The 16,330-nt window shown below is 73.4% G+C and carries 17 protein-coding genes; 8 read left to right on the top strand and 9 right to left on the bottom strand.

The window, feature by feature from the left end:
• Positions 1-59: 59 nt before the first annotated feature.
• Positions 60-1,142 (bottom strand): NADH:flavin oxidoreductase/NADH oxidase, encoded by a 1,083-nt coding sequence (locus AOM46_RS27090; protein ID WP_062216116.1) that lies wholly within the window; start codon positions 1,140-1,142, stop codon positions 60-62.
• Positions 1,143-1,252: 110 nt separating this feature from the next.
• Between AOM46_RS27090 and AOM46_RS27095 the strand changes: the two genes are divergently transcribed.
• A complete protein-coding gene (locus AOM46_RS27095; protein WP_062216118.1) occupies positions 1,253-1,612 on the top strand; it encodes a helix-turn-helix transcriptional regulator in 360 nt (119 codons plus the stop codon).
• Here the strand turns inward: AOM46_RS27095 and AOM46_RS27100 are convergent.
• Together AOM46_RS27100 and AOM46_RS27105 are read right to left on the bottom strand one after the other, a co-directional pair.
• A complete protein-coding gene (locus tag AOM46_RS27100) occupies positions 1,609-2,964 on the bottom strand; it encodes an FAD-dependent oxidoreductase (protein WP_062216120.1) in 1,356 nt (451 codons plus the stop codon). The genes AOM46_RS27095 and AOM46_RS27100 overlap by 4 nt on opposite strands.
• Positions 2,965-3,089: 125 nt before the next feature.
• Positions 3,090-3,809 (bottom strand): DUF305 domain-containing protein, encoded by a 720-nt coding sequence (locus AOM46_RS27105; RefSeq protein ID WP_234314028.1) that lies wholly within the window; start codon positions 3,807-3,809, stop codon positions 3,090-3,092.
• Positions 3,810-3,938: 129 nt separating this feature from the next.
• On the opposite strand from AOM46_RS27105, the gene AOM46_RS27110 reads away from it, so the two are divergent.
• Positions 3,939-5,414 (top strand): LVIVD repeat-containing protein, encoded by a 1,476-nt coding sequence (locus AOM46_RS27110; RefSeq protein ID WP_078857217.1) that lies wholly within the window; start codon positions 3,939-3,941, stop codon positions 5,412-5,414.
• A 7-nt stretch (positions 5,415-5,421) separates the two neighbouring features.
• Here AOM46_RS27110 and AOM46_RS27115 read toward each other — a convergent pair whose 3' ends face one another.
• The 4 genes from AOM46_RS27115 to AOM46_RS27130 form a co-directional block, all read right to left on the bottom strand.
• Positions 5,422-6,066 (bottom strand): TetR/AcrR family transcriptional regulator, encoded by a 645-nt coding sequence (locus AOM46_RS27115; RefSeq protein ID WP_062216122.1) that lies wholly within the window; start codon positions 6,064-6,066, stop codon positions 5,422-5,424.
• A gap of 170 nt (positions 6,067-6,236) precedes the next feature.
• Positions 6,237-6,935, bottom strand: coding sequence for an HAD family hydrolase (locus AOM46_RS27120; protein WP_062216124.1), 699 nt, complete (start codon positions 6,933-6,935; stop codon positions 6,237-6,239).
• A 44-nt stretch (positions 6,936-6,979) separates the two neighbouring features.
• A complete protein-coding gene (locus tag AOM46_RS27125; RefSeq protein WP_062216126.1) occupies positions 6,980-7,921 on the bottom strand; it encodes a M56 family metallopeptidase in 942 nt (313 codons plus the stop codon).
• 76 nt (positions 7,922-7,997) lie between these two features.
• Positions 7,998-8,552: a DUF5134 domain-containing protein gene (locus AOM46_RS27130; RefSeq protein WP_062216128.1), complete on the bottom strand. Its 555-nt coding sequence runs from the start codon at positions 8,550-8,552 to the stop codon at positions 7,998-8,000.
• A gap of 116 nt (positions 8,553-8,668) precedes the next feature.
• Here AOM46_RS27130 and AOM46_RS27135 point away from each other — a divergent pair, with 116 nt between their 5' ends.
• The gene (locus AOM46_RS27135; RefSeq protein ID WP_062216130.1) at positions 8,669-9,223 is read left to right on the top strand and encodes a GNAT family N-acetyltransferase; all 555 of its coding nucleotides are present in this window, start codon (positions 8,669-8,671) and stop codon (positions 9,221-9,223) included.
• Here the strand turns inward: AOM46_RS27135 and AOM46_RS27140 are convergent.
• Positions 9,207-9,890 (bottom strand): glycerophosphodiester phosphodiesterase family protein, encoded by a 684-nt coding sequence (locus tag AOM46_RS27140; RefSeq protein WP_062216132.1) that lies wholly within the window; start codon positions 9,888-9,890, stop codon positions 9,207-9,209. The two genes, AOM46_RS27135 and AOM46_RS27140, sit on opposite strands and share 17 nt — an antisense overlap.
• 111 nt (positions 9,891-10,001) lie before the next feature.
• On the opposite strand from AOM46_RS27140, the gene AOM46_RS27145 reads away from it, so the two are divergent.
• From AOM46_RS27145 to AOM46_RS27155, 3 genes are read left to right on the top strand one after another with little or no spacing between them, the layout of a single operon-like run.
• Complete coding sequence (locus AOM46_RS27145) at positions 10,002-11,402, top strand: DUF6421 family protein (protein ID WP_062216134.1); 1,401 nt, start codon at positions 10,002-10,004, stop codon at positions 11,400-11,402.
• A gap of 46 nt (positions 11,403-11,448) precedes the next feature.
• Positions 11,449-12,228 (top strand): SDR family NAD(P)-dependent oxidoreductase, encoded by a 780-nt coding sequence (locus tag AOM46_RS27150; RefSeq protein ID WP_062216136.1) that lies wholly within the window; start codon positions 11,449-11,451, stop codon positions 12,226-12,228.
• Complete coding sequence (locus tag AOM46_RS27155; protein WP_078857218.1) at positions 12,207-13,301, top strand: low specificity L-threonine aldolase; 1,095 nt, start codon at positions 12,207-12,209, stop codon at positions 13,299-13,301. The genes AOM46_RS27150 and AOM46_RS27155 overlap by 22 nt, the downstream gene beginning before the upstream one ends.
• A 721-nt stretch (positions 13,302-14,022) precedes the next feature.
• On the opposite strand, the gene AOM46_RS27160 is transcribed toward AOM46_RS27155, so the two are convergent.
• Positions 14,023-14,739: a 1-acyl-sn-glycerol-3-phosphate acyltransferase gene (locus tag AOM46_RS27160; protein WP_062216138.1), complete on the bottom strand. Its 717-nt coding sequence runs from the start codon at positions 14,737-14,739 to the stop codon at positions 14,023-14,025.
• 228 nt (positions 14,740-14,967) lie between these two features.
• On the opposite strand from AOM46_RS27160, the gene AOM46_RS27165 reads away from it, so the two are divergent.
• On the top strand, positions 14,968-15,303 hold the full coding sequence (locus tag AOM46_RS27165) for a thioredoxin family protein (protein WP_062216139.1): 336 nt from the start codon (positions 14,968-14,970) through the stop codon (positions 15,301-15,303).
• A 172-nt stretch (positions 15,304-15,475) separates the two neighbouring features.
• Positions 15,476-16,261 carry an electron transfer flavoprotein subunit beta/FixA family protein gene (locus AOM46_RS27170; protein WP_062216141.1) on the top strand — a complete coding sequence of 262 codons (786 nt, stop codon included), beginning with the start codon at positions 15,476-15,478 and terminating at the stop codon, positions 16,259-16,261.
• Positions 16,262-16,330 lie beyond the last annotated feature (69 nt).

Here is a 16,330-nt window from a genome sequence, read left to right on the forward strand (position 1 = left end):
GCGGGAGCCGCGCGCCCGGGAGCAACCCTGCGCCGTCCCGAGGGACGGCCCCGGCGCCGTCAGTAGGCGCGTTCGTACTGCGCGGGGACCACCGAGGGCGGGCCGCCCAGCTCCTTGGCCGCGCGCAGCGGCCAGTAGGGCTCGCGCAGCAACTGCCGCCCCAGCAGCACCGCGTCGGCCTCGCCCGAGGCCAGGATCTTGGCCGCCTGCTCCGGCTCGGTGATCAGCCCGACCGCCGCGACCGGCAGCCCCGCCTCCCGCCGCACCCGCGCGGCGAACGGCACCTGGTACCCCGGCTCGGTCGGCACCCGCACATCCGGCGCGTTGCCGCCGGACGAGACATCGAGCACATCGACGCCGTGCTCCCGCAGATCGTGCGCGAACCGCACGGTGTCGTCCGGCGTCCAGCCGTGCTCCGCCAGCCAGTCGGTGGCCGAGATCCGGAAGAACAACGGGAGTTCGTCGGGCCACACGGCGCGCACGGCGTCCACCACCTCCAGCGCGAACCGCGTCCGGCCGGCGAAGTCGCCGCCGTAGCTGTCGGTGCGGCGGTTGCTGTGCGGGGAGAGGAACTCGCTGATCAGATAGCCGTGCGCGCCATGCACCTCGGCGACCTGGAAGCCGGCGGTCAGCGCGCGCCGCGCCGAGGCGGCGAACTGCCCGACGACCTCTCGGATACCGTCCTCGGTCAGCTCCGACGGCGTCCGGCACCCCTCGGCGAACGGCACCGGGCTGGGCGCCGATGGGCGCCAGGGCCCCTCGTCCTCGGCCAGCGGACCGCCGCCGTCCCAGGGCGGGCGCGTGCCGGCCTTCCGCCCGGCGTGCGCCAGTTGGATCGCCGGCACGGCGCCCCGCTCGCGCAGCGCCCGGGTGAGCCCGGTCAGCGCCTCGGTCTGCCGGTCGTTCCACAGGCCGAGGTCGGCGGGGCTGATCCGGCCCTCCGGGCCGACCGCCGTCGCCTCGGTCAGGATCAGGCCCGCGCCGCCGACCGCCCTGCTGGTGTAGTGGGTGTGGTGCCAGTCGTTGACGGCGCCGGTGTCCGGCCCCGAAGTGGCGGCGGAGTACTGACACATGGGCGCCATCCAGACGCGATTGGGGACGGTCAGCGAGCGCAGCGACCAGGGCTCGAACAACGTGCTCATGACGGGGATCCTCCCGAGGTCGGTACCCGGGTCTGCCGGCCCGGATAGTACGAGAGGCATCGTACGATGCCTTCGGGTTCCCGCCCAACGCCCTCTCGTACCATGGACACATGACGCCCAGCGCCGGTCCCGAAGCCCCCAGCCGCCCGCTCGCGCACCCCACGCGTGAGCAGATCCGGCTGGACCAGGTGCTGCACGCGCTCGCCGATCCGGTCCGGCTCTCCGTGGTCAGCGCGCTGGCCGCCAGCGAACGCGAGCTGCCCTGCTCGGCGTTCCCGCTCCCGGTCACCAAGTCCACCTGCACCCACCACTTCCGGGTGCTGCGGGAGGCCGGACTGGTCCGCCAGGTCTACCGGGGCACGGCCAAGCTGAACGCGCTGCGCCGCCACGACCTCGACCTGCTCTTCCCCGGCCTGCTGGACGTGGTCCTCGGCGCGGCGGCCCAACAGGAACGGCGGGACGGGTCCTAGGCTCGGCCCTCGGCCCGTCCGGCCGCGCGGAGCAGTCCCGGCCAGTCGGCGATCTTCACCGACCCACGGGAGAGGGAGCGGCCCAAGGCCGCCTCCGCCGCCTCGATGCCCAGCCAGCCGGGCCACTCCACCGGGTCGACCCCGGCCGCCCGCAGCGCGGGCAGCGGATCGGCCGCCGGCGCGGCGGGCAGCGCCGGCAGATCCGCCAGCACGGAGGCGGCCGTCTCCTTGGCGCACGGCCGGTTGCTCCCGATCACCCCGGTGGGGCCGCGCTTGATCCAGCCGGCCACATACTCCCCGGGCGCGACGTTCCCCCCGCGCAGCACCCGCCCCGCGCTGTGCGGGACGACGCCGCGCTCCGGATCGAACGGCAGCCCGTCCGGCGCCACCCCCTGGTAGCCCACCGACCGCAGCACCAACTGGGCCTCGATCTCCACCTGTTCACCGGTGCCGCGCACCCGGCCGCCGCCGGTGCCGACCGTCCGTTCGAAGCGCACCGCGCGCACCGCGCCGGCGCCGTCGTCCAGCAGCTCGACCGGGCGCAGAAAGAACCGGCAAGCGATCCGTCGGGGCCGGCCGCACGGCGGTGCGTCCGCCCAGGCGCCCAACGCCGCCAGATTGCGCCGGGCGTTGGGGCCGAGCGCGGCGGGGCCGGCGGCGTCCGGATCGGCCGCCAGCTCGGCGCCTTCCACCACCACCTCCGCCTCGGCCAGGGTGCCCAGCTCGCGTAACTCCTTGGTGGTGAACCTGGCCTGGCTCGGGCCCCGGCGGCCCACCAGATGCACCGAACGCACCGCGCTGTCGGCCAGCGTCGAGAGGACCGGCGGCGGTACATCCGTGCTCCGCAACTCGGCGGCGGTGCGGGCCAGCATCCGGGCCACATCGAGCGCGACATTGCCCGCGCCGACCACCACCGCCGCCCGCGCCCGCCGGGGCAACTCCAGCCGGGGCGCGTCCGGATGGCCGCTGTACCAGGAGACGAAGTCCGTGGCCGACCAGCTGCCGGCCAACTCCTCGCCGGGAACGCCGAGACGCCGGTCCCTGGCCGCGCCCACGCAGTACACCACCGCGCGGTAGAGCGCCCGCAGCCGATCCGCGCGCACCCCGCCGGCGCCCACCGACACGTTCCCGAGGAAGCGGACCCGCGGATCCTCCAAGACCCGCCGCAGCGTGGCCTGCAGGGACTTGATCTTCTGGTGGTCGGGTGCGACGCCGTAGCGCACCAGCCCGTAGGGGCAGGGCAGCCGGTCCAGCACATCGACGCGCAACTCCGTGCCCGGGTGCCGGTCGAGCAGCGCCTGGGCGGTGTACACGCCGCTCGGACCGGAACCGACCACTGCGATGCGCGCCATGGCGAACCCCCTACCCGCCCACCGGAGACGGTGGAGCGTCGGGCACGGACTTTCGTCCAGCATCCCACCGCCCGACCGACCTGGCGAGGCCCCGGGGCGCGCTGTCCCGACCGAGGGGCCCGCCCTCAGCCCAGGGCGTCCATCCGCGCGATCTCCGCGGTCTGACTGGCGATCACCTCGGTGGCCAGCTGCTCCACGTCCGTGTCGGTGGTGTGACCCAGCACCTCGGCGGCCATGGTGACCGCGCCCTCGTGGTGGCGGGTCATCAGGGTGAGGAAGAGCTGGTCGAAGTCCTCGCCCCTGGCGTCGGCGAGCCGCGCCAGCTCCTCCTCCGAGGCCATTCCGGCCATCCCCGAGTGGTCCCCGTGGTCCCCGTGCTCGCCGTGGTCCCCGTGCCCGTCGTCCGCCCCGTCCGCCCCGTCCGCCGGGTCCGTGGCATCCGCGTGCCGCTCCAGCCAGGCGCGCATCACCTCGATCTCGGGCGTCTGCGCGGCGTCGATCCGTTCCGCCAGTCGGCGGATCTCCTCCGACCCGGCGTGTTCCAGGGCGAGTTCGGTCATCAGCAGGGCCTGCCCGTGGTGCGTCACCATGGCGTCCATATAGGCGAAGTCGGCCGGCCCCGGCGGGCGTTCGCCCGGCGCCCGCTCGGCGGCCTCCTCGGCGCTCAGCGTCTCGGCGGGCTCGCCCGGGGCGCCCGGCGCGACCACCGGCGGGGGTTCGTCGGCCGCGGAGGCGGAGGAGCCGTCGCTACAGCCGGACAGCCCGAAGGTCGCGAGCGCGCCGGCCACCAGGGTGACCAGAACGACCGGAAAGGAGCGGGATCCGGGGCGTGGACGGTCCGTCAACGGTCCTCCTGTTGCGGCGTATGAAAGTTCTGTTACCCATCTTGATGTGTCCATGTAAATCACTGACGCGAAGGGTATGCCTTATGGGGCAACTGCGCCGCCCCGCCCGACGATCGAGGGAGAACGCCAGTGACATCGTGGCACAGGATCGGCCGACGACAAGGGCGCCTCGGGGTGCTCGCCGTCCTGTTCGGCCTGGTAGCGGCCCTGCTGGTGGCCGGCCCCGCCGCGGCCACCCCGGATCCGGGCGACGAGCCCCCACCCACCGTCGATGTCTCCGAAAGCGAGCGACAGTCGGTCGAGGCCGCCATCGCCGGCGGCGAGATTCCCGGCGTCGACGAGATCGTGCACACCGACAACATCACCCACCTCGCCAACATCCCGCGCGCCGACGGCCTCACCGGCACCAACACGGACATCGCCTTCCAGGGCAAGTACGCGTTCGCCGGGAACTACGACGGCTTCGTCGTCTACGACATCAGCCGGCCCAGCGCGCCGAGGATCGTCACCCGGGTGCTCTGCCCGGGCTCGCAGAACGACATCTCGGTCCACGGGGACCTGCTCTTCCTCTCCGTCGACACCTCACGCTCCGACGACTCCTGCGCCAGCGAGCCCCAGCCGGCCACCGATCCCGACTCCTGGGAGGGCATCCGGGTCTTCGACATCAGCGATGTGCGCGCGCCCCGCTATGTGTCCGCCGTCGAGACCGCCTGCGGCTCGCACACCCACACCCTGGTGCCGGACCGGCGCGACGTCTACGTCTATGTCTCCTCCTACGGGCCCAACGCCACCTTCCCCGACTGCCAGCCCCCGCACGACGGGATCTCCATCGTCAAGGTGCCCAAGCACGCCCCCGAACGGGCCGCGCTCGCCAGCTTCGAGGTGCTCTTCCCCGACGGCGGCTTCCCCGGCGACGAGGACGGCTCGGCCACCAGCGGCTGCCACGACATCACCGCCTACCCCGCCCTCGACCTGGCCGCCGGCGCCTGCATGGGCGACGGCATCCTGCTGGACATCTCCCGCCCGGCCGCGCCCCGGGTGCTGGACCGGGTGCGGGACGTCGAGCACTTCGCCTTCTGGCACTCGGCGACCTTCAGCCAGGACGGAAGGAAGATCGTCTTCACCGACGAGCTCGGCGGTGGCGGCGGCGCCACCTGCGACGCCCGCACCGGTGAGGAGTTCGGCGCCAACGGGATCTACCACGTCGAGGGCCGCGGCCAGCACCGCCGGCTGAGCTTCCAGAGCTACTTCAAGATCCCGCGCCACCAGGCCGAGACCGAGAACTGCGTGGCCCACAACGGCTCCCTGATTCCCGTGGCCGGCCGGGACATCATGGTCCAGTCCTGGTACCAGGGCGGCGTCTCCTTCTGGGAGTTCACCGACTCGCGGCGGCCCAGGGAGATCGGCTACTTCGAGCGCGGCCCGGTCAACGACCAGCAACTCTCCTTCGGCGGCTCCTGGTCGGCCTACTACTACAACGGCCATGTGTACTCCAACGACCAGAAGGGCCTGGACGTCCTGCGCATCGACGACCGGCGCACCGACCCCGCCCGCCGGGTGTGGCTGTCCGAGCTGAACGCACAGACCCAACCCACCTACCGCTGAACCACCGCTACGGGGACACCCGTGGCCGGGGCATCCCGCCGGGCGGCGACTCGCTCGGCGGGATGCCCAACTCCCAGGACAGGTCGAAGCGGGCGAACAACTCGGCGCGCAGCCGCGCCGACGACATCGGCGCCCCCGGCAGCAGCTGGGCCACCACCGCGCCCATCAGCAGGGCGCGCAGCATCGGATAGTCGCTGTCCGGATCCGCCGAGCCGAACTCGATCACCGTGTTCCGCAGCAGAAATGCCAGCCGCTGCTGCTCGGCGCACTGGATGAACCCCTCGTGCTGCAGCAGCCCGGCCATATGCGACCGCATCAACACCGGCTGCTCCTCGGCCAGCCCCAGTATCGCGTCGATCGCCCGCGCCAACAGTTCCCGGCCGGCGTCCTCGCCCTCGGGCTGCGGCGCCCGATCCAGCCCGGCGGCGAGCCGGCGATGCATCAGTCGGTGCACCGCCGACTGCAACAGTTGACGTTTTCCTGGGAAGTAGTACGAGATCAAGCCACGGGCCGCACCCGCGTGATCCGCGATATCACCCAAGGTCGTGGCCTCGTAACCGCGTTCAGCGACCAGTTCGACGGCGGCTTGGAGCAGCCTTTCACGGGAACGTCGGCGCATCTCCTCATTGACCGATGCGCTTCGAGGCGACATGCTGGGCTCCTGTTGACTGGCTCACAGCCAATATACTCAGCCGGGCACCTGACCTCGGCCCGGGTCGGCTGCGGTCAGTCCGGCGGCGGTATCGGGCGGCGCGGGGGACCGCCTGATACCGCCGCTTCGTCTCGGCCCCGCGCAACCACCGGCCGCCCGGGGCACCGGGGTCAACGCACCAGATCCAGCACGGGCAGCAGATCCTCGGGACGCCGGTCCACCGGCAGATGCCGCACCAGGTGCACCGCGCAGCCCAACGCCGTCGCCCCACCGTCGGCGCGCGCGTTGTCCCCCACCATCAGCGCCCGCTCGGGCGCCACCCCCAGCGCCTCGCAGGCATGGGCGAACAGCGCCGGATCGGGCTTCTGCACCCCGTGCTCAAAGCTCAACGCGAACGCGTCGACCAGGTCCAGCAGACCGTGCTCCCGGAAGACGGGCCGCAGATCCCAGCCGATGTTGCTCACCACGGCGATCCGCAGGCCGCGCTCCCGCAACGCGCGCAGCACCGGCCCGGTGTCCGGGTACGCGCGCCAGGCGGCCGGCTCCCGGTGCCGGTCGTAGAGCGCGTCGTACACCTCGGGCGCGCCCGGCAACGGCACCTGCTCGGCCAGCCGCACATACAGCTCCCGATGGCCCGAGGGATCGATGTCCCGCGCCTCCCACAGCTCCCGCAGATCGGGCGGCACCCTGTCGGGCTCCGAGCCGCCCGGCAGCGCGCCCACCCGTTCCAGCTCCGCCGCGCGCCGCCGCGCCTCGTCCGCCGGGAGACTCACCCCCACCCGGTCCAGCCCCACCCGCAGCCAGTCCAGGGTCGGCTCGACGCGCAGCAGCGTCCCCGAGAAGTCGAAGAGCACACCCGAGATCGTCATAGGACGATCCTCTCCCGGCCCGGGCCCGGGCGACCAGCCGAAGCTCAGCCGGTGAGCGCGGAAAGCCCCGGCGCGAACGCCACCAGCAGCGGCACCGCCGGCACCAGCGTCACCGCCGCCGTCAGCCGCAGCCGCCGCGAGGCGGACAGCCGACGCTCGGGCGCCAGCAGCCGACTCACCCGCTGCGGCACCTCGGTGTGCTCCGACGCGTGGCAGAAGACCCCGCGCCCCTCGTTCAACCCGACCAGCGCCAGCGCCGTGGTCAGCCGGCCGAACCGGCGGGACGCCATATCGTCCGCCGACAGCTCCACCAGCCGGTGCACCTGCGCCTGGAACGCGGCGAACACCGGCACCCCGGGGAAGCCGCCCGCCAGCGCGCCGGCGCAGTGCTGGAGCCAGTGGTGACGGGCCCGCGCGTGCCCGCGCTCATGCGCCAACACCGCGTCCAGCTGCCGCCGGTTGAGCCGACGGAGCGCGGCCGTGGTGATCACCAGCCTCGGTGGCGTGCCGGGCAGCAGCCACGCGTCCGGACGCTCGTCCTCCAGCACGATCAGCCGCTCGGCCGATCCGGGCTCCTCACCCGGCAGCCGGGGCACCCGCGCCAACAGCTCGGCCCGGCGCCGACGCCGCAACGCCGAGGCCCGCCGCACCTCGCGGGTCAGCGCCACGGCCGTCCACAGACCGCCGCAGGCCAGCACCAACGCGATCAGCGCGGCCCACGGCTCGCTCGCCGGCGGCAGCGCGTAGGCGTCCACCACCACCGTGGGGGCCGGCGCGAACACCCCGCCGTGCACGGCCCGCCACGCGGCGGCGCCCGACAGCGCCATCGCCAGCACACAGCACAGCAGCACGGCGGCCACCACGCACTGCCACATCCACAGGGCCAGGACCGGTTCGCGATCCGACCAGGAACCACGGGCCACCACCCGCGGCGCCACCGCCGCGGTGAGCGCGCCCAGCACCAGGAGCGTGATGGTGATCACCATGAACCCAGCCTAGAACGCGCCCGGCGCCCTGGCCTCCCTCGGGGGTGCCGGCGTGAGCAACGCCTCACCGGAACCCTCATCCCGCCAGCACCATCGTGAACATCCCCAGGGACAGAGCGAGTCGGCAGGCCGCCCCCACCTCGTCAGGACGGTGCGCCGCCCCCGTCTCCGTCTCCGCTCTCGTCTCCGCCGGTGCCGGTGCCGGTGCCGGGAGCAGGCGGGGCGCGGCCCGCAGCGCGTGCAGCCCGAAGTAGAGCAGCGCGGGGCCCGCCCAGCCCGGTGGGCCGTGCCCGGGGTGGTGGCCGCCGGCCATGGCCAGCGCCATGGCGAGCATCGCCGCGCCCTCCACCAGATGGTGCGCCCGGTGGCGCGCGCCGGCGCCCAGCGGCAGCGCCGCGCCCAGCGTGCTCGCCGCCGTCAGGGCGACCAGCAGCCAGGACGGGGGCGCGGCGCCGGCCACGCCACCCGCCATCGCCCACGCCATCAGCGCCATGCCGAACCCCATCGCGGCCTCAAGGCCCCGGTCCTGGCGCTCGGCGGGGCGGCACCGCCGCAGCCGCGCCAGGCAGTAGCCGCCGGTGCCCCCGCAGACCACGACCAGCAGCCAGTTCACCAGCACGGGCCCGTGCATCGCCCACCTCCGCGCGGCCTGACAGGGCGGCCGTCCGGGCAGAGGCTTCCCGCGTCCGTGCCCCGCCACGGCGGCGCACGGGAGCGCGGGGGCGCGTGGACGTAGGATGCCGCACTGTGACGGCGACAACGGAGCTGACCTTCGACGAGGCGAACGAGGCGGACATCCCCGCCCTGGTGGCGTTGGTCGAGTCGGCCTACCGGGGCGAGGCCAGCCGCGCCGGCTGGACCACCGAGGCCGATCTGCTGGACGGCCGCCGAACCGACGCCGACGCCGTGCGCGAGCTGGTCGAGGACCGGGAGAGCCGGCTGCTCACCGTCCGGCGGGCGGGGGAGCTGGTGGCCTGCTGCCATCTGCGCAGGCCGCCCGCCGACCAGGGCGAGCCGCGCACCGCGTACTTCGGCATGTTCGCCGTCCGCCCCGGGCTGCAGGGCGAGGGCCTTGGCCGCCGCGTGCTGGCCGAGGCGGAGCGCCGGGCGGCGCACGACTGGGGCGCGGACCGCCTCAGGATGACGGTGATCTCCGCCCGTGAGTCGCTGATCGCCTGGTACGAGCGCCGTGGCTACACCCGCACCGGCGAGACCGAGCCCTTCCCCTACGGCGACGAGCGTTTCGGCCTGCCGCGCCGGCCCGATCTGCGGTTCGCCGTGCTGGTCAAGCCGCTGGGCTGACCGCCCGCACGATCTCGGGACGGTCGGTGACCACCCCGTCCAGGCCCAGCGCCCGCGCCCGGGCCAGCTCGTCGGCGGTGTTGACCGTCCAGCCGAGCACCGCGAGGCCCGCGGCCCGGCAGCGGCCCACCACCTCGTCGTCCAGCCGGGGCAGCTCGCCGGAGACCAGCGCACAGCCGAGCGCCACGGCGCGCTCCGGCGCACTCGGCGTCGAGGTACCGGTGACCAACCCCCTCGGTACCTCGGGCAGCAGCGCGGCGACGGTGCTCAACGCGGTGTCGTGGAACGAGATCACGGTGACCCGGCGGTGCAGCCGGTGCCGCTCGACGAGGTCGGCCAGCCGCTCGGCCACGGCGGTGTCCTTGATCTCCACCTGAAGGTGCCCGCCGACCTCCGCCACCACCTCCTCCAGCGTCGGCACCCGCTCGCCCCGGCCGGCGTCGAGACTCCGCAACTCGGCCAGGGTCAGCTCGGCGACCGCCCCGTGCCCGTCGGTGGTGCGATCCACCCGGGCGTCGTGCATCACCACCAGCGCGTCGTCCGCGCTCAGCCGGACATCCAGCTCGATCGCGTCCAGGCCGGCCCGCTCGGCCCTGCGGAAGGAACGCAGCGTGTTCTCCGGCTCGACACCCATCAGCCCACGGTGCCCCACGGTCAGCAGCGACATGGCCCACACCCTAGAGCCCGCACGGAAGGGACCAACGGGACGCCCGGTTGATCGGGCAATCTTCACCGGATACCGTGGCTGTGCTGAATATTCTTCTGTGGAGGGTGGGTCATGACGGAAAGTCTCGCGTCTATCGCGGCAACGGGCGACGGATTCACGGCGGACCGTGTGGTCTCTCATCCCGCCTGGCCGGTGCTCAGGGACGCCGTCGCGGCGATCCGACCCGCCCAGGCCAAGGACGGCTCGATCGACCTCGCCGCCGAAGGCGCCCCCGACCGGGCCGAGTTGACCCGCCGCGTCGAAGTGATCGTCGACGCCGTCCAGCGGCTCAGCCCGCTGCTGCCGCACGACGCCGCCTACCACCGGGCGCTCGTCGACGATCTGCGCCGCTGGGCCGAGGCCGGCTTCGGCGTCCCCGACTTCCTCGACTCGCTGCTCGCCTTCCAGCCGGCGGCCGAACGGGTCGACGGCCGCCAGCACCTGGTCGTCTTCCCGATGTACACCCAGAACGGCAACCCCGACCGCAACCTCGAAGCCCTCGTGCTCCGCGTGGTGTGGCCCGACTGGCTCGCCGAGCTGGAGCGCACCCGCTACGACAACCCGCTGTTCCTCGGCATCACCTTCGAGGACTTCACCGACGGCTACGACACCAACTCGGCCGTCCTCTTCCCCGAGACCATCGCCGTGCGCGAGGCGCCCGCCCGGTTCTCCTGGGGCGGCATCTTCTGCGACCGCGAGGCCGCCAGGTTCCGCCGGGTGATCGGCGCCGCCAGCGAGGTGACCAGCCTGGAACTCCCCGAGGAGGCCAGGGGACTCCTCACCGACCAGCAGCGCTGCCAGCAGGCCTTCGTCCTGTGGGACATGGTCCACGACCGCACCCACAGCCATGGCGACCTGCCGTTCGACCCGTTCATGATCAAACAGCGCCAGCCGTTCTGGATGTACGGCCTGGAGGAGCTGCGCTGCGACCTCACCGCCTTCCACGAGGCCGGCCGCCTCGCCGCCGACGGCTATCCCCAGGGCCGCGACGTGCAGTACACGGTGCTGCTCGACCGCCTCTTCCGGTTCCCCGTGACGGGCGCCAGGGTCCGCAACTACGACGGGCTCGGCGGCCAGCTCCTCTTCGCCTATCTGCACCAGCACGACGCGCTCCGCTGGCGCGACAACCGCCTCACCGTCGACTGGGCCCGCGCCCGCGAGGTCACCGCCCAGCTGCGCGACGAGATCGAGACCCTCTACCGCAGGGGCATCGACCGGCCGAAGATCGTGCACTGGCTGAAGTCCTACGACCTGGTCTCCCGCTACCTCGCCCCGCACCCGGGATCCGTCTGGGCCAAGGGCGCCGAGGCCCTCGACCTCGACCAGCCGCCGCGCCGCCTGGTGGACGACGTGCTGCCGGACGAGTTCCCGCTGAGCCTCTTCTACGAGGCGCTGGCCAAGAAGCTCCGTAAGGTGATCGAGTCCACCCGGGGCATCACCGCCGCCGACCAGGCCCCCACCAGGGCCGCCTGACCGCCGGCGCGCCCCCGGGCAGCACGCTTCGACGAGGAGGCACCCGATGAACAACCCCGTCCCAGGCGAGACCCCCAAGGCCGGGGGTGCGCTCGAAGGAGCCGTGATCGCCGTGGCCGGCGCCGGCGGCCCCGCCGGCCACGCCACCCTGCTGCGGCTGGCCGAGGCCGGCGCCGTCGTGGTCGCCGCCGACGCCGACCCCGCCCGGCTCGCCGAGGGCGTGGACGCCGCCCGCTTCGCGCACGGCGGCGCCACCGTGATCGGCGACACGGTCGACCTGCTGCACCTCGACTCCGCCCGCGAGTGGGCCCAACGGACCGAACGCGAATACGGCCGGATCGACGGACTGGTGCACCTCGTCGGCGGCTGGCGCGGCTCGCCCACCTTCGCCGACACCGACCTCGCCGACTGGACGCTGCTGCACGACCTCCTGGTGCGCACCGTCCAACACACCTCGCTCGCCTTCCACGCCCCGCTGGCCCGCTCGGGCAACGGCCGCTTCGTGCTGATCAGCGCCGCCGGCGCCAGCCGGCCCACCGCCGGCAACGCCGCCTACGCCGCCGCCAAGGCCGCCGCCGAGGCGTGGACGCTGGCGCTGGCCGACGACTACCGTAAGGCGGCGGCCGACGACGCCCCGCCGCCGGCCGCCGCCACCGTGCTGGTGGTCAAGGCGCTGGTCACCGAGGCCATGCGGGCCCAGAAGCCAAAGGCGAAATTCGCCGGCTTCACCGATGTCCACGACCTCGCCGACGCCGTCAGCCGGCTGTGGACCACCCCGACCGAGGAAGTGAACGGAAACCGCCTGTGGCTCACCCAGAAGCCGTGACCCCGCCCTTCGGCCCCACCGACGCCCGCCGCCACCACGACCCCGCCGTCCGCGGGTTCGCCTCCGACAACTACTCGGGCGCCCACCCCGAGGTGCTGGCCGCCATCGCCCTGGCCAACGGCGGACACCAGACGTCCTACGGCGGCGACGCCTACACCACCCACCTCGGCGACCTGTTCCGCCGCCACTTCGGCCCCCGCGCCGAGGTCTACCCCGTCTTCAACGGCACCGGCGCCAACGTCGTCGGCCTCCAAGCGCTCACCGACCGCTGGGGCGCGGTGATCACCACCACCGGCGCCCATATCAACGTCGACGAGTGCGGCGCCCCCGAACGGGTCGGCGGCCTCAAGCTGCTCACCGTCCCCACCCCGGACGGCAAGCTCACCCCGGAGCTGATCGCCCGCGAGGCGTTCGGCTTCGACGACGAGCACCGCGCCACGCCCCAGGTCGTCTCGCTCACCCAGAGCACCGAACTGGGCACCCTCTACACCCCCGACGAGATCCGCGCCATCGCCGACTTCGCCCACGAACACGGCATGGCCGTCCATGTGGACGGCGCCAGGCTGGCCAACGCCGCCGCCTCGCTCGACCTGCCGCTGGCGGCGTTCACCACCGACGTCGGCGTGGACCTGCTCTCCTTCGGCGGCACCAAGAACGGCCTGCTCCTCGGCGAGGCCGTCGTCGTCCTCGACCCGGAGCGGGTGCGCGCCATGCGCCATATCCGCAAGCTGTCCATGCAGTTGCCGTCGAAGATGCGGTTCGTCTCCGCCCAGTTCGAGGCGCTGCTCGCCGGCGACCTGTGGCTGCGCTCGGCCCGCCACGCCAACGCCATGGCCCGCCGCCTCGCGGCGGGCGTCGCCGACCTCGACGGCGTCCGGATCTGCCACCCGGTCCAGGCCAACGGCATCTTCGCCGAACTGCCCGTGGAGGTGAGCCGGCGGCTGATGAAGCGCTACGCGTTCTACTTCTGGAACGAACCGGCCGGCCAGGTGCGTTGGATGTGCACCTTCGACACCACGGAGGAGGACGTCGACGCCTTCCTGGCCGCCCTACGCGACGAACTGGGCCGATAGCCGCGGGTCGCTGGCCGCTGGGCTGAGCCGCGGCCGGGCCCGGCCGGCCCGTCGGCGGCGCGCGAACGCGCCAGCGACGAGCCGACACCGGACCCCGGCGCCGGTGCGGCCCGCTGCGGCTGCCCGCCGACGGTTGCCTTGCCAATCATGGGCCGGAGGTTGCCAGTGGCCGAGAGCCCGACTCCGCGTCAACGGCCGAAGGCCGGCGCGGGCGGCCGACGAGGCGGCGCCGCCTACGGCCGGGGGCCGGCCGGCCCGGTCGTGTGTTGATGCCCGCCGGCGGCGGTTTCGTCGGCCGCGGGCCGGGGGCCGTCGGTGGTGGGGCCCGGTGGGCCTGTTCCGGCTCGTCGTTGTGCCGACTCCGCCTGCGGCCGGGGGCTGGTCGGCCCGGTCGTGTGTTGATGCCCGCGGGCCGCGGGCCGGGGGCCGTCGGTGGTGGGGCCCGGAGGGCCTGTTCCGGCTCGTCGTTGTGCCGTGCCCGCTGGCGGCGACCTTGTCGGCCGCGTCCCGGGGCCGGCGGGTCCGTTGCGGCTCGTCGTCGTGCCGTGCTCGCTGGTGGCAGCCTTGCTGCCCGCGTGCCGTGCCCGCCGGCGGCAGCTCGAAGCTGTAACGGGCCCGCCCTCCGCCGCCCGTCGGCGGCGGAGGGCGGGCCATGGCCTCTCCCCGGACGAACAGCCAACCAGGCCCACGCCACGCGGCCGACAAAACTGCCGGCGGTGGGTCAGGGGTGGGAGGTCGGGGCCGGGGGGGCGCCGCCGCCGAGGTGGGCGGGGAGCCACCAGGCGTCCTCCGGCTTCTCCGGCTTGTCCGGATACGCCCGCTGCGCGGCGTCCAGCAGCTCGTGCACCCGCTCGCGCAGCCGCTCCGTGACGCTGGCGGCCGGCTCGTCCGGTTCGGCGAACAGCGGTTGGCCGATGCGGATGGTGATCGGGATGTGGTTGCGCCGCAGATCCCGCTTGCGGCCCTTCGTCCACAGCCGCTGGGTGCCCCACAGCGCCACGGGCAGCAGCGGCACCTGCGCCTCCTGTGCCATCCGCGCCGCGCCGGACTTGAACTTCTTCAGCGTGAACGAGGGGGAGATCGTCGCCTCGGGGAAGACCCCGACGATCTCGCCCTCCCGCAGGGCCTTGAGCGCGGGGGCGAACGACTGGTCGCCCCTGGCGCGGTCCACCGGGATGTGCTTCATGGCGCGCATCAGCGGCCCCGACACCTTGTGCCGGAAGATCGACTCCTTGGCCATGAAGCGCACCAGCCGCTTGGCCGGGCGGCAGGCGAAGCCGGCGAAGATGAAGTCCATATAGCCGATGTGGTTGCTGGCCAGGACCGCGCCGCCCTGGCGCGGCACATGCTCGTCGCCGCTGATGTCGAAGCGCAGGTCGAGCACCTTGAACATCGTCCGCGCGGTGGCGATGACCGGCGGGTACACGAACTCTGCCATGAAGGCCCTTTCTCAAGCGGCAACCTACGCAACCGTAACTTCCGGCGTGGCCCGATGGTGCCCGAAAGCGCAGGCGATCGCCACCCCGGCGGCGGAGGCGCTGGCCGGGGGCGTCGCCAGATGGCCCGATCCGGGCGGGAGTTGGGGGCCTTGTCGGGAAGAAAAAGCACCTCTGGCACGCTGTGCGGGGAACAGGACGAGCCAACCAGCGTGCGGGAGGGGGACGCCATGGCCGCCACCGGGGGAGCCGACCGGCTGGACGCCGCGACGCTCGGCGCCGGCCCGTTGGGGCGCAGGGCCACGCTGGTGCAGTTCTCCTCCGCGTTCTGTCAGCCCTGCCGCGCCACCCGCGCCGTGCTGGCCGAGGTGGCCGCGATGGTGGACGGAGTGGCGCACCAGGAGATCGACGCCGAGGGTCGGCTCGACCTGGTGCGCGCCCTCGGCGTCAGCGGTACCCCCACCGTGCTGGTGCTCGACGCGGAGGGACGCGTGGTCCGTCGGGCGACGGGGCAGCCTCGTCGCGTGGACGTGATCGCGGCGCTGGGCGCCGCGATCGGCGGATAGCCCGCGCTGGGGAACGTGACTTGAGAAGGTGGCTGCGGTCGGATGATCGCACGTTGGCCATGTCACAGTGCGACATCCTTGCCCGAGGGGGATACCCTGAGTGTACTGGTGAGTAACTACCGGGTTGATCTTGCCAGTCCGTTGCGGACCGACTAGCTGTAGGAGAGCCGGCGTGAGCTTGAAGATCGTTGTCTGTGTGAAGTACGTACCCGACGCGACGGGCGACCGCGGTTTCACCGATGCGTTGAACACCGACCGCGAGGCCGTCGACGGTCTCCTCTCCGAGCTGGACGAGTACGCGGTCGAGCAGGCGCTGCGCATCGCCGAGGAGGCGGACGACGCCGAGGTCACGGTGCTGACCGCCGGCCCCGAGGACGCCACGGACGCGCTGCGCAAGGCGCTGTCGATGGGCGCCGACAAGGCCGTGCACATCGAGGACGACGACCTGGTGGGCAGCGATGTGCTGGGCACCTCGCTGGCGCTCACCAAGGCGATCCAGCATGTCGGCTTCGACCTGGTGGTCTGCGGCATGGCCTCGACGGACGGCGCCATGGGCGTGCTGCCGGCGCTGTTGGCCGAGCGCCTTGAGGTGCCGCAGGTGACGCTGCTGTCGGAGCTCTCCGTCGCCGACGGCCAGGTCACCGGCCGCAGGGACGGCGACGCGGCGACCGAGCGCCTGACGGCCGCGCTGCCCGCCGTGGTCTCCGTCACCGACCAGTCGGGCGAGGCCCGTTACCCGTCCTTCAAGGGCATCATGGCCGCCAAGAAGAAGCCGGTGGAGACCCTCGACCTGGAGGATCTGGACATCGAGGCCGACGAGGTCGGCCAGGCCGGCGCCCGCACCGTCGTCGACTCGGCCACCCCGCGTCCGGCGCGCACCGCGGGCGAGGTCGTCACGGACGAGGGCGACGGCGCCAAGCGGCTGGCCGCGTTCCTCGCCGAGCGCAAGTTCCTCTGAGCCGCACGGCCCATGCCCCGCCCGGCCGTCCGGCCGCAGAACCCCGCACGTCGTCCCGAATCCGCTGGA

Origin of the sequence: Streptomyces sp. NBRC 109706, from assembly GCF_000974485.1 — a bacterium.
Lineage (GTDB): Bacteria > Actinomycetota > Actinomycetes > Streptomycetales > Streptomycetaceae > Streptomyces.